Source organism: Citrobacter cronae (assembly GCF_016893685.1).
Taxonomy (GTDB): domain Bacteria; phylum Pseudomonadota; class Gammaproteobacteria; order Enterobacterales; family Enterobacteriaceae; genus Citrobacter; species Citrobacter werkmanii.
Window position 1 is genome coordinate 54,561 of record NZ_CP069763.1, and the last position, 12,596, is coordinate 67,156.

Annotated in this window: 11 protein-coding genes; 9 read left to right on the forward strand and 2 right to left on the reverse strand. The window is 52.0% G+C overall.

Features of this window, described 5'->3' with window-relative positions; all coding sequences use genetic code 11:
* Positions 1-111: 111 nt before the first annotated feature.
* From JSN25_RS00205 to JSN25_RS00215, 3 genes are read left to right on the forward strand one after another with little or no spacing between them, the layout of a single operon-like run.
* Positions 112-1,089 (forward strand): Bug family tripartite tricarboxylate transporter substrate binding protein, encoded by a 978-nt coding sequence (locus JSN25_RS00205; RefSeq protein WP_038632908.1) that lies wholly within the window; start codon positions 112-114, stop codon positions 1,087-1,089.
* Between the two features lie 14 nt (positions 1,090-1,103).
* Positions 1,104-1,538 (forward strand): tripartite tricarboxylate transporter TctB family protein, encoded by a 435-nt coding sequence (locus JSN25_RS00210; protein WP_087856208.1) that lies wholly within the window; start codon positions 1,104-1,106, stop codon positions 1,536-1,538.
* Positions 1,539-1,548: 10 nt separating this feature from the next.
* On the forward strand, positions 1,549-3,063 hold the full coding sequence (locus JSN25_RS00215) for a tripartite tricarboxylate transporter permease (RefSeq protein WP_069324599.1): 1,515 nt from the start codon (positions 1,549-1,551) through the stop codon (positions 3,061-3,063).
* Positions 3,064-3,097: 34 nt separating this feature from the next.
* On the opposite strand, the gene JSN25_RS00220 is transcribed toward JSN25_RS00215, so the two are convergent.
* Positions 3,098-3,988, reverse strand: a complete 891-nt coding sequence (locus JSN25_RS00220; protein ID WP_085048892.1) for a LysR family transcriptional regulator — start codon at positions 3,986-3,988, stop codon at positions 3,098-3,100.
* A gap of 83 nt (positions 3,989-4,071) precedes the next feature.
* Here JSN25_RS00220 and JSN25_RS00225 point away from each other — a divergent pair, with 83 nt between their 5' ends.
* On the forward strand, positions 4,072-4,689 hold the full coding sequence (locus JSN25_RS00225; RefSeq protein WP_267911820.1) for a short chain dehydrogenase: 618 nt from the start codon (positions 4,072-4,074) through the stop codon (positions 4,687-4,689).
* A gap of 56 nt (positions 4,690-4,745) precedes the next feature.
* Here the strand turns inward: JSN25_RS00225 and JSN25_RS00230 are convergent, their stop codons facing one another.
* Positions 4,746-6,920, reverse strand: a complete 2,175-nt coding sequence (locus JSN25_RS00230) for an extracellular solute-binding protein (RefSeq protein WP_038632920.1) — start codon at positions 6,918-6,920, stop codon at positions 4,746-4,748.
* A 337-nt stretch (positions 6,921-7,257) separates the two neighbouring features.
* Between JSN25_RS00230 and JSN25_RS00235 the strand changes: the two genes are divergently transcribed.
* The 5 genes from JSN25_RS00235 (at position 7,258) to lhgO (ending at position 12,580) form a co-directional block, all read left to right on the forward strand.
* Entirely contained in the window at positions 7,258-8,082 is an 825-nt protein-coding gene (locus JSN25_RS00235) for an MBL fold metallo-hydrolase (protein WP_069324595.1), read from the forward strand.
* A gap of 11 nt (positions 8,083-8,093) precedes the next feature.
* On the forward strand, positions 8,094-9,329 hold the full coding sequence (locus JSN25_RS00240; protein ID WP_038632926.1) for an MFS transporter: 1,236 nt from the start codon (positions 8,094-8,096) through the stop codon (positions 9,327-9,329).
* Between the two features lie 31 nt (positions 9,330-9,360).
* Entirely contained in the window at positions 9,361-10,074 is a 714-nt protein-coding gene (locus tag JSN25_RS00245) for an MgtC/SapB family protein (RefSeq protein ID WP_038632928.1), read from the forward strand.
* 240 nt (positions 10,075-10,314) lie between these two features.
* Positions 10,315-11,292: a glutarate dioxygenase GlaH gene (glaH, locus tag JSN25_RS00250; RefSeq protein WP_038632931.1), complete on the forward strand. Its 978-nt coding sequence runs from the start codon at positions 10,315-10,317 to the stop codon at positions 11,290-11,292.
* Between the two features lie 19 nt (positions 11,293-11,311).
* Positions 11,312-12,580: an L-2-hydroxyglutarate oxidase gene (lhgO, locus tag JSN25_RS00255; RefSeq protein WP_087856212.1), complete on the forward strand. Its 1,269-nt coding sequence runs from the start codon at positions 11,312-11,314 to the stop codon at positions 12,578-12,580.
* Positions 12,581-12,596: the final 16 nt, after the last annotated feature.

Sequence of the window (12,596 nt, forward strand, 5' to 3'; positions counted from 1 at the left end):
AAGGTTAATGTTTTAACAATCACGCAACCGAACTGCTACACATCGGCTCACATAATCACAAAAATCTTCTTCCGTACCCGAAAATCCGGTTTTCCGGTGTGAGGATAAACAATGAAAAAACAATTACTTCGTACCCTTACTGCAAGCATTTTACTGATGAGTACCTCTGTTCTGGCAGAACAAGCGCCATCGCGCACCGAATGTATCGCCCCGGCGAAACCCGGCGGTGGCTTCGATCTCACCTGCAAGTTGATTCAGGTGAGCATGATGGAAACCGGCGCTATCGAAAAACCGATGCGCGTAACCTACATGCCCGGCGGCGTTGGCGCTGTGGCCTATAACGCAATCGTCGCTCAACGCCCGGCTGAAGCGGGTACCGTGGTGGCTTTCTCCGGCGGCTCCCTGTTGAACCTGTCACAAGGTAAATTTGGTCGCTATGGCGTGGATGACGTGCGCTGGTTGGCAAGCGTGGGCACGGATTACGGCATGATAGCCGTACGCCAGGACTCACCATGGAAGACGCTGAAAGATCTGCTGACGGCAATGGAAAAAGATCCTAACAGCGTAGTTATTGGCGCGGGTGCCTCAATCGGTAGTCAGGACTGGATGAAGTCGGCGCTGCTGGCGCAAAAAGCCAACGTCGATCCGCACAAGATGCGCTATGTGGCCTTTGAGGGCGGCGGCGAACCGGTTACCGCGCTGATGGGCAATCACGTGCAAGTAGTTTCCGGCGATCTCAGCGAGATGGTGCCTTATCTCAGCGGCGACAAAATCCGCGTGCTCGCGGTGTTCTCTGAAGAACGCCTGCCGGGTCAGTTAGCCAATGTGCCAACGGCCAAAGAGCAGGGTTACGACCTGGTGTGGCCGATCATTCGCGGCTTCTACGTTGGACCAAAAGTCAGCGATGCCGAATACCAGTGGTGGGTCGATGCCTTTAACAAACTCCAGCAGACTGAGGAATTTAAAAAGCAGCGCGATCTCCGCGGCCTGTTCGAGTTCAACATGAGCGGTAAGCAGCTCGACGAGTACGTGAAGAAGCAGGTCACGGATTATCGTGAGCAGGCGAAAGCCTTCGGTCTGGCGAAATAAGCGCAGAGGCAAAGATGATGAGCGATCGTATTTTTGCAGGTATCTGGCTGTTGCTCTGTATAGCCGGGCTGTTCGTGGCCTGGCAAATCACCAGCGAATACAGCTATGAGCCGGTTGGCCCGCGTCCCTTTCCGCTGGGCATTATCAGTCTGATGCTGTTATGCGCCGTGGCGCTGCTGTTGCGCCACCCGGACACCATCAGTTGGCCTCGCCGCCATGTGCTGCAAAAGCTGCTGACGATGGTGATTGTTCTGTTGATGTACGCCTGGGGTTTTGAATGGCTCGGTTTTCCCATCGCCACCGCCATTCTCACCGTGGTGATTGGCATGCTGTTCGGCGCAACCATTCCGGCTGCGGGTATTTCCGGCGCGGTACTCGGCATTCTGTTGTGGTATGCCTTCGACCGGCTGCTTGACGTCACCTTACCACTCGGCGCCTGGCTGGGTTAACGGAGAAACGATGGATACCTGGATTTATCTTTCTCAGGGTTTCGCGGTGGCGATGACGCCGGAAAACCTGGTTATCGCCTTGATTGGCTGCTTTGTCGGCACCATCGTCGGGCTGCTGCCCGGCCTCGGGCCGATTAACGGCGTGGCGATCCTGCTGCCGCTGGCTTTCGCTTTGCACCTGCCGGCTGAATCTGCGTTGATCCTGCTGGCGACGGTCTACATTGGTTGTGAATACGGCGGGCGTATCTCCTCGATCCTGCTGAACGTGCCCGGCGATGCGGCAGCGATTATGACCGCGCTGGATGGCTACCCGATGGCGCAGCAAGGGCGTGGCGGCGTTGCGCTCTCTATCTCGGCGGTCAGCTCATTCTTTGGTTCGCTTATCGCTATCGGCGGCATCATTTTGTTTGCCCCAGCGTTAGCCCAATGGTCGCTGTCCTTCGGCCCGGCCGAATACTTCGCCTTAATGGTTTTCGCCATTGCCTGCCTCGGCAGCATGATGGCGCAAAATCCGCTGAAATCATTTCTGGCAGCGCTTATCGGTCTCGGCCTCGCGACCGTCGGCGTGGACGCCAACACCGGGGTTTATCGCTTTACCTTTGACAGCGTTCATCTCTCCGACGGTGTGCAGTTTATCGTGGTGGTGATTGGGTTGTTCTCTGTCTCAGAAATACTGTTAATGCTGGAACATACCAGCAGCGGCCAGACGCTGGTGCGTAAAACAGGCCGCATGTTGTTCAACGCCAAAGAAGGCGCACAGTGCGTAGGCGCAACCCTGCGTTCATCGGTGATTGGCTTTTTCGTCGGCGTTCTGCCTGGCGCAGGTGCCACCATTGCCAGCGCTATCACCTACATGACCGAGAAAAAGCTCAGCGGCAACAGCGACAGCTTCGGCAAGGGGGATATTCGCGGTGTGGCGGCACCTGAGGCCGCAAACAATGCCTCGGCCTGTGGCTCTTTTATTCCGATGCTGACGCTCGGCGTTCCAGGCTCCGGCACCACGGCAGTGATGATGGGCGCGCTGACCCTGTACAACATCACCCCTGGCCCGGCGATGTTCACCGAGCAGCCGGATATCGTTTGGGGACTGATTGCGGCGCTGCTGATTGCCAACGTGATGCTGCTGGTGATGAACATCCCGCTGATCGGCCTGTTTACTCGTATGCTGACTATCCCGCTGTGGTTTTTGGTACCGGCTATCGCGGCAGTCTCCGCGGTTGGCGTGTACGCCGTTCACAGCACAACCTTTGATCTGGTGTTGATGGTCGCCCTTGGCGTACTGGGCTACATTCTGCGTAAGATGCACTTCCCGATGTCGCCGCTGATTTTAGGCTTCGTTCTCGGGGAAATGCTGGAGCAGAACCTGCGCCGGGCGTTGTCTATCAGTAACGGCAGCATGGATATTCTGTGGGCCAGCGGCGTAGCGAAAGTGCTGCTGGTGATGGCGGTACTGGTTATCGTTATCCCGCCGGTGCTGCGCCTGATCCGTAAGCGTAACAGCAAACCGCAGGTGGATATCGGTTAGTAATATGCCGGATGGCGCTGGCCATCCGGCATTTTCATCTTAATTCCTGAACTGCACTAAGAACGTGCTCGACAAACCGCGTCAGCTTCGGCAACGCACGCAAATCTTGCCGCCACAGCAGATGAATGGGTCGTGGCTGCGGCGTAAACGCCTCCAGCACCCGCACCAGCCTGCCAGTAGCTAACTCTTCCGCCAACAGCACCTCCGGTTGTAACAACAGCCCCGCCCCCGCCACTGCCGCCATACGCAGGCCATGACCATCGTTACAGCGCAGGATCGCATCGCGCTTCCATCTGACTTCGCCCCCCGCGCCCGGTAGCATCCATTCGTTGCGGGCCGTCCACACGGTGTGGGACAGGCACAAATGATCCACCAGATCCGCGGGCGTGAAGGGGGTGCCATGACGAGCGAGATAATCCGGTGACGCGCAAATCGCCATACGGTACGGACACAGGTATTTCGCCACTACATCAGTCTGATGGATATCGCCAATGCGGATCGCCAGGTCAACCCCTTCATTCACCAGATCGACCATCCGATTGGTCAGATCCAGTTCAATGCGCACTTCCGGCCAGGCCTGTAAAAACGAGGCGGCCAACGGCGAGATAACGCAGGCGCCAAAGGAGGTTGGCGCGCTGATGCGCAGCGTCCCCGCAGGCGCCAGCCGCAGACGCTCCACTGAGCGTTCGGCTATCGACACCTGTTCCAGCACACGCCGGGCTTCTTCAAAATAGACACGACCGGCATCGGTCAGACTCTGGCGACGTGTGTTGCGCTCCAGCAGGCGCGTACCGAGTTGAGCTTCAAGGTGGGTGATATACTTCCCCACCATCACCGCAGACATTCCCAGTCGCGTGGCCGCGGTGGTAAAGCTCCCGCTCTCCACCACCGCGATAAACGTTTCCATGCCGCGCAGTTTATCCATATTGCAAACCTCTGGTTAGTAATCATCTAACTTTTGGCCAGTTTATCCGATTTCATTTTCATTAAAGAATAGCGGCTCACACTATTGCGGAGGTGGTTATGAAAATCGTTATTGTTGGTGCCAGCGGTACGGTGGGTCGCGCAGTTACGGAAGCATTAAGCCGTAAACATGAAGTGATCCGTGTGGGCCGCACGCAGGGAGATTACCAGGTTGATATCACCTCCCAGGAGAGTGTCGGGGCATTGTTTGAAAAAGTCGGACGGGTAGATGCGATCGTTTCCGCCACCGGCAATTTGTTCTTTGGGCCGTTATCCACCATGACCGATCGGGATTTTAACCAGGGTTTACAGGATAAGCTGTTAGGCCAGATTCGTCTGGCATTAACCGGGCAGCATTTTCTCAATGATGGCGGCTCAATTACGCTCATTAGCGGCATCATCGCCCATGAACCCATCGCGCAGGGGGCGAATGCGGCAACGATCAATGCCGGTCTGGAAGGATTTGTTCGCGCGGCGGCCTGTGAGCTGGGGCGTGGGCTGCGTATCAACCTGATTAGCCCAACCGTGCTCAGTGAATCCGCCGCAGCCTACGACGATTTCTTTCCGGGTTTTGAAAGCGTCCCGGCCGCTACCGTTGCCAACGCCTATCGCCGCAGCGTGGAAGGCATCCAAACCGGGCGTACTTATCAAGTCGGTTACTGATAAAAGCATGACCTCGCCTCTTACGTCATCAGTAAGAGGCAAGCCACTGCCTATTTTCAGGCACCCGTTTCGTTTCTTATTCGCGCATTAATATATTCCACGGCCTGAGAGACATCCATAATGCCGTTAATTGCATTCGTCACACCTTGCCCGATAATAATCTCTGCCTGGCGCAGGTTGAAAGGTTCACCTTTACTTCCCTCAGACTCCCTTATTCCCGTCATGCCTTTTTCATTCAATAAATTAAACCACGGGTAGAGATTGAGAACGTTTTGATCGTGACATATTCCAGACCAGGCGCTATTTCCTCCCAGCAAAACCAGATGGCGCGCAATTTCATCGGAATAAAGCCAATGAAAGAACTGCTCAACCTGTTTTTTCTTTTTACTGTAGCGGGACATTCCAATGGAACCGCCCCCCAATTGTGGAAGTTGCCCCGGAACGGGAGCATAGCCAATAGTGGGCGCTATGGCCGTGTGCGCCACATCGTTGAACAAATTGAGATACATGATCAGCATGGCAAGATTTCCACGCTCAAACTGTTTTACCGCGTCACTCCACCACTCACCGGGCAGATTCACGGCGATAGAAAGCTGTTGTAGATATTGTTCGAGTGCAGTTGCGGCAAGTGAAGGCTCGAGTTGTACCGGCTCGCCTTCGCGCACCAAACGCCCACCGAGCGCGTAGTAACGCAGCAGATACTCGGTAGCAATAAGCCCCGAGCTTCCCAGCGTCACCGCTGTTCCCATCGGGCGCTGTCTGTTTTCTGGCTGATGTAATTGACTAAAGAAAGCCGCTATCTCATCAAATTGCGCAAAGCTCTCTGGCAGCGTTAACTCTTTTCCCGTTGCTTCATAAAACATCCGTTTAATCGTCGCGTCTTCAAACAGATCTCGTCGATAAAACAAAAGCTGCATACTGGCATCAAAGGGTATTGCCCATGCGGTCCCATTCACCATGCTGAAGTGCTGTTGAATTTGCTCAGAGAAATTTTCCAACAGCAATGGAAGCTCAGAAGAGACGGATTCCAGCGGCAAGAGTGCTTTCTCTGCAAACCACGGAAAACACGCCATATCGATTCGCAGTAAATCGTAATAAGGATGTAGATGAAGGTGGGAAAGGATTTCAAAAACTTCATCATAGGGATAAACCGCAAGATTTACCTTAATACCGGTCTGGCGATAAAAGTGGGGTAACAGTTTCTTCAACGCATCAGTCGAAGGACTCGGTAAAATTAACATATTCAGCGTCGCCTCTGTTTCAGGCGGCGGCACGTACTGTCCATTCCAGGAAAAACCGCAATTTGTCAGAATACGATGCTTTTCTTTACTTTTAGGCAGGCGAATACTGGAGGCAATAGTTGTCCCCAGGCGACCATAATCCATCTGGTAGCTGGTGATCCCGTCGAAGGATGCAGGGAGATTATCACTCAGTTGCAATATCGGCGGGCAGGACTGGGAGCTACCAAACCAGGCTGCTTGCGTCAGTGCTCGCGTTCTCTCAGAGTCCTGGACAATAAACAGATCGGGAATTGCCCCGCGAAAAAAGTCAAAAGCGACGGTGTTAGCTTCACTGGCATGTGCAGGTAAAATCGTAAGCTTCGTATGCGGACTTAATTCCCGGCAGGTTTCCTGTATCGCCTGAGTAAAGCTCGCGCTATGGGAAAATTCCAGACGTTCGCAAAAAACACCAATATGGCCCGGCTGCTGCGCCAGCGCCCTCCTCGCTATTTCTTCGCCTGCAGTCACATAGTCAAGGCTAAAATAACAAACTGCGCCGACAGGCTGGCGATATGCAAACAAAATATTTTCCGGGGAAAGCCTGAGCAAGTCGTAATAGGGCTGACTGTCATTCAGGCAACTGACCGAGACAACAGCCTGATAAGACTTTGCCGCCAGCGTTTGCAGAATCTCCAGCTCAAGATTAGGCAGATCGTTGGTCAGGTAAAGGTCGATCGGTTCGCTTAATGAAGGCTGCCAAACCTGATGCAATCCCCGATAGAGTTGAAAGTACTGTTCGGCATTGATGTCGGGCAGAATCAATGCCACTCCCTGACTTTTGCTGGCTCTTAACGATTGCGCCTGCGCATTCAACTGATAGCCAACTTCTCGGGCTGCACGTTGAACCGCTTCAATCTTCTCGACGCTTACATTCCCTCTGCCATTGAGCACATTCGAGACAGTCCCATGCGACACACCGGCAATTCTTGCTATGTCTTTGATAGTTGGCATTTTTACATCCTTCCCCTGATGCTTTGATGCTAGCACGGCGCTCATCAGGAAACTATCTTCAGCACTAAAATTTGAACGTTACAATATTAAAAAGTGCATTTTATAAGCATGTCATAATAAAAGCCTGACGCTATCGATAGACACACCTCATGCACGAAAAAACATTAACACAATGAAATATATGTATAAATTTTATAATCTTTGAAGAGGATCACTTCTGAGGCAAAAGATCGTTGTTCATATAAAATACTGGAACCATAATTGACACGTTCCAATTACGTTTTATTACATAAACGTCTAAAAAAACAACAATCACATTTGTCATTAAGAGGGAAACATGAAGATTCATTTTCTGGGTACCGCTGCATCTGAAGGGATCCCCAATCCTTTTTGCCGTTGTGAGCACTGCCAGCAAGCCCGCATTCGTAAAAGTAAAGACTTACGCACACACTCTTCAGCGATTATCGACGATGAACTGCTCATTGACGTGGCGCCTGAATTCAGCCAACAACTGCTGCGAGATGGCCTGGACGCAACAGAGATCAGATCGCTATTGTTCACACATACTCATCCCGATCATTTCAACGTCGGCGATCTTTTTAGCCGTATGGAAGGGTATGGATTTGAAATTACTCATCCGTTGCACATTTTTGGTAATGACCGTGCAATTAACGGTGCTGCGGAAGTGTTACCAGGCTACAGCGCTGAAAGATTTGCTTTTCATTGCCTGGTGCCCTTCGTGACCGTTGAAACTCGCGGATACCGCATCACTCCGCTGCTGGCTAACCATGCCAAGTGGGAGCTTTGTTATACCTGGTTTATTGAAAAAGAAGGCCAGTCAATTTTCTACGGACATGATTCAGGCTGGTTTCCTGAGCTCACATGGCAGTGGCTGAAAGGGAAAAAAATCGATCTGGCTGTCCTGGAGTGCACCTACGGTTTTAATGGTGATAATCGTACAAATAACCACATGAGTCTGGAAACCGTCTTCGCCGCCAGAGACAGGCTTGCGGAACTCGGTTGCCTTGAGAAAAATAGCCAACTTATCGTCTCGCATATATCACACAGCGGAGGTCTGCTGCACGACGATCTCGTTGCGGCATGCGACAAAGAGAACATTCTTGTCGCCTGGGACGGGCTTAACCTGAGCATCAACCAGTAAGGATATGCAATATGGACCTTAATAAAACACCACGCCTGTTGATTATGATGTTCATACAATATTTCATGCAGGGTGCCTGGAATATGACCATGGGGCTGGTATTGAGCACCTATGGTATGGCAACAATTATTGGCTCATCCTATGCTTTGCTTGGCCTGGCGACTATTCTTTCCCCGCTATTTATTGGCATGGTCGCCGACCGCTTCTTTGCGTCACAAAAAGTCATGGCGATCCTGCATTTAATTAATGCAGGTGTACTGTTGTTTGTTCCGCAATTTATTGAGGCACAAAACACAGGTATGACGTTAACCATGATTTTCCTGGTTGGTCTGCTGTTTTATCCAACAACTGCGCTGGCGAACAGTATCAGTTTCAGCCACATTAACGGAGTAAAATATTTCCCATTTATTCGTGTATTCGGCACATTTGGCTTTATGGTCATCGGCTTTATCATTGGTGAAATGGGTTATTCTGGAAATACCATCACCTGGTATATTGCGTCGGCCTCCGGTGTTGTTCTCGGCCTGTACTGTTTTACGTTGCCAAATACCCCGCCAAAAGCAAAAGGAAGCGTGTTTACGCTTCGCGATCTGTTATGTCTGGATGCTCTGGCGCTCTTCAAAGACCGCAGTTTCTCGGTTTTGATGCTCAGTATTTTTGTCCTGATGATCCCCAAAACGGCTTATTCCGCCTATATCCCGGTCTTTTTAAAAGCGCTTGGATTCGATAACGCCGCCTCAATGATGCAGGTTGGCATCGCCTGTGAAGTCATTTTCATGTTCCTGCTGTCGTTCTTCTTACTGAAAGCTGGCTTCAAAATCACGCTGATGTTAGGCGCCGTCTGCTGGATCATCCGCACACTATTATTTGCTAATGCCTCGCTGGATGCCAACATGATGTTTGTGCTGATCGGCCTGATGTTACAAGGATTCTGCTGGGACTTTTTCTTTACCGTGGGCGACATTTATGTTGACCGTAAAGCAGCGCCAGAGATTAAAGCACAAGCCCAAAGCTTGCGATTTATCGTCTCCAACGGCGTTGGTCTGCTATTTGCCTCCACCGTATGCGGGCAAATCTTTAACAACACCGTGACGGAACAAGGTCCAGAGGCGTTGCCACAATGGGAAACATTCTGGCTAGTTTCAGCAGGCGTTGCCGCAGTGGTCAGCGTATTCTTCCTGATTTTCTTCCGGGACGATATTTCGAAACGCAAAACGGACCTCACATTGAAAAAAGCAAACTCCTGATCGTTAAAGACTCTCTCATTAAGGTAATTGCATGAATAATCTGGCCGCCATCATCAATGAGCAAGGATTGTTGCCTTTAACTACGATCATCAAAATCAGTATTGCATTTATTCTGGGTGGCATTATTGGCCTGGAAAGAGAATCGAAAGGGAAACCGGTCGGCTTCAAAACCTGCGTTATTTTATCCGTAGCCAGCTGTGTATTAACTGTCGTATCAATACAATCTGCTGAATACTATGCAGAAATTTCGATGAATATCCGTAGCGATCCTATGCGCCTGGCGGCGCAGATTATCAGCGGCGTTGGTTTTCTCGGTGCGGGAGTCATTCTGCACCGACATGACGATGCTATCTCTGGCCTCACGACTGCGGCAATTGTCTGGGCATCTGCAGGGGTGGGAATCACCTGCGGAGCCGGTTTTTATTTTCATGCTGTTTTTGCCACGGCTTTATTTTTATTAGCGATCAAACTAAGCCCATTCATTATCTTCTTACAGACCAGAAACCAGTTTCCCGGAAAAGTGAAAGTGCGGGTTATTCTTGATGAACGAAACGCTGTAGAAAGTCTGATAACCCGCATTCATCAACAGAAAAACATTATCGAAAACATCACTATCAGGGATATCAAGAAGGGCAAAATTGAAGTTAATCTCAAAATCGTAATTCGTCAAAAGATGACCTTGCCCGACTTATATCACGATCTGACTCATGTGGAACACGTCTGCGCCATCGCCCTGGAACATTAATACACCTTATCTTCCTCTTTAAAATCAGGGGCTTTTGCCCCTGAAATAGCCACTCAGTATCCATCCAGCCTCTAAATCCTCACCTTTTGCAATGTTAAATAATTGTTGTTTTTGATCACAAATAAGAAACAAACAAGCTCATTGTGTGCGCGTTTTTCAAAAATGTAGATATTTTTAATTTATGGCTACGAAACGAGCTGCGCCATATCTCCCTGACAATCTACTGAGAGGATCGATTTGATGAACGCACTGACTGCCGTACAACCGAACGCTGAAGATCCAGCCCAGCACTACAGAGGTTTCACACTGAAACCATCAGTCCAGTCTCCACGTCTGCTGGAGCTGACTTTTTCTGCCGAGACCACTGAGCAATTTCTACAGGCCGTCGCGCAGTGGCCAGTGCAGGCCCTGGAATACAAATCTTTCCTGCGCTTCAAAGTGGGCAAGATCCTGGATGATTTGTGCGGCAACCAGTTGCAGCCCCTGCTGCTGAAAACGCTGCTCGATCGTGCCGAAGGCGCGCTGCTGATCAACGCCGTCGGCGTGGATGATGTGGCCCAGGCTGAAGAAATGGTCAAACTGGCGACGGCGGTCGCGCATCTGATCGGACGCTCCAATTTTGATGCGATGAGCGGTCAATACTATGCCCGTTTTGTGGTGAAAAACGTCGATAACTCAGACAGCTATCTGCGCCAGCCGCACCGTGTTATGGAGCTACATAACGACGGAACCTACCTTGAAGAAATCACCGATTACGTGCTGATGATGAAGATCGACGAGCAGAACATGACCGGCGGTAACTCGCTGCTGCTGCACCTCGACGACTGGGAACATCTGGAGCAGTACTTTACCCATCCGCTGGCGCGTCGCGCGATGCGCTTTGCCGCGCCGCCAAGCAAAAACGTCAGCAAGGATGTGTTCCATCCGGTATTTGACGTTGACCAGCAGGGCCGCCCGGTAATGCGCTACATCGACCAGTTCGTCCAGCCGAAAGACTATGAAGAAGGCGTCTGGCTGAGCGACTTGTCCGATGCGCTGGAAACCAGCAAGAACATTATTTCCGTTCCGGTTCCTGTGGGTAAATTCCTGCTGATAAACAACCTGTTCTGGCTGCACGGCCGCGATCGCTTCACCTCGCATCCTGACCTGCGCCGCGAACTGATGCGCCAGCGTGGTTATTTCGCTTACGCGAGCAACCACTACCAGACCCATCAGTAAGGGCGAAGGAAAAAAGCGGATGTATGATTTTGTGATTATTGGCGGCGGCATTATCGGCATGTCGACCGCCATGCAACTGATTGATGTCTATCCGGACGCCAGAATCGCGCTGCTGGAAAAAGAGTCCAGCCCGGCCTGTCACCAGACGGGCCATAACAGCGGCGTGATTCATGCCGGGGTTTATTACACGCCCGGCAGCCTGAAGGCGCAGTTTTGCCTGGCCGGAAATCGCGCCACCAAAGCCTTTTGCGACCAAAACGGCATCCGCTACGACGTCTGCGGAAAAATGCTGGTTGCCACCTCCGCTCTGGAAATGGAGCGTATGCGCGCGCTATGGGATCGCACCGCTGCTAACGGCCTGGAACGCGAATGGCTGAATGCGCAGGAGCTACGCGAGCGTGAACCCAACATTACCGGGCTGGGCGGCATTTTCGTCCCGTCGAGCGGGATCGTCAGCTACCGCGAAGTAACCGCCGCGATGGCGAAGATTTTCCAGGCCAAAGGCGGTGAGATTATTTACAACGCCGAGGTCAGCGCGCTGAGAGAACACGCCGCGGGCGTGATCGTCCATACCCGCCAGGGGCACGAATATGAAGGCGCAACGCTGATAAGCTGTTCCGGCCTGATGGCCGATCGACTGGTGAAAATGCTCGGCGTTGAACCCGGTTTTATTATCTGTCCGTTCCGTGGCGAATACTTCCGTCTGGCGTCAGAACATAATCAGATAGTCAATCATCTGATCTACCCGATCCCCGATCCGGCGATGCCGTTTCTCGGTGTGCATCTCACCCGCATGATTGATGGCAGCGTCACGGTGGGCCCCAACGCGGTGCTGGCATTTAAACGCGAAGGTTACCGTAAACGCGATTTCTCACTCAGCGATACGCTGGAGATCTTCGGCTCTTCCGGCATCCGCCGCGTGCTGCAAAACAACCTGCGCTCCGGGCTTGGCGAAATGAAGAATTCGCTGTGCAAAAGCGGCTATCTACGGCTGGTGCAAAAGTACTGTCCGAGTCTGACGCAGAAAGATCTGCAACCGTGGCCTGCGGGCGTGCGGGCGCAGGCGGTGTCGCCGGACGGCAAGCTGATCGACGATTTCTTGTTTGTCACAACGCCACGCTCCATTCATACCTGCAACGCCCCTTCTCCGGCAGCAACGTCAGCGCTCCCTATCGGCGCGCATATTGTCGGCAAAGTACATGCGCTGCTGGAGAGCCAGAGTAATCCCGGACGCACGCTGCGTGCGGCACGTAGCGTGGAGACATTACACGCCGCATTCACCCGTTAACATGATTAAGACAGGA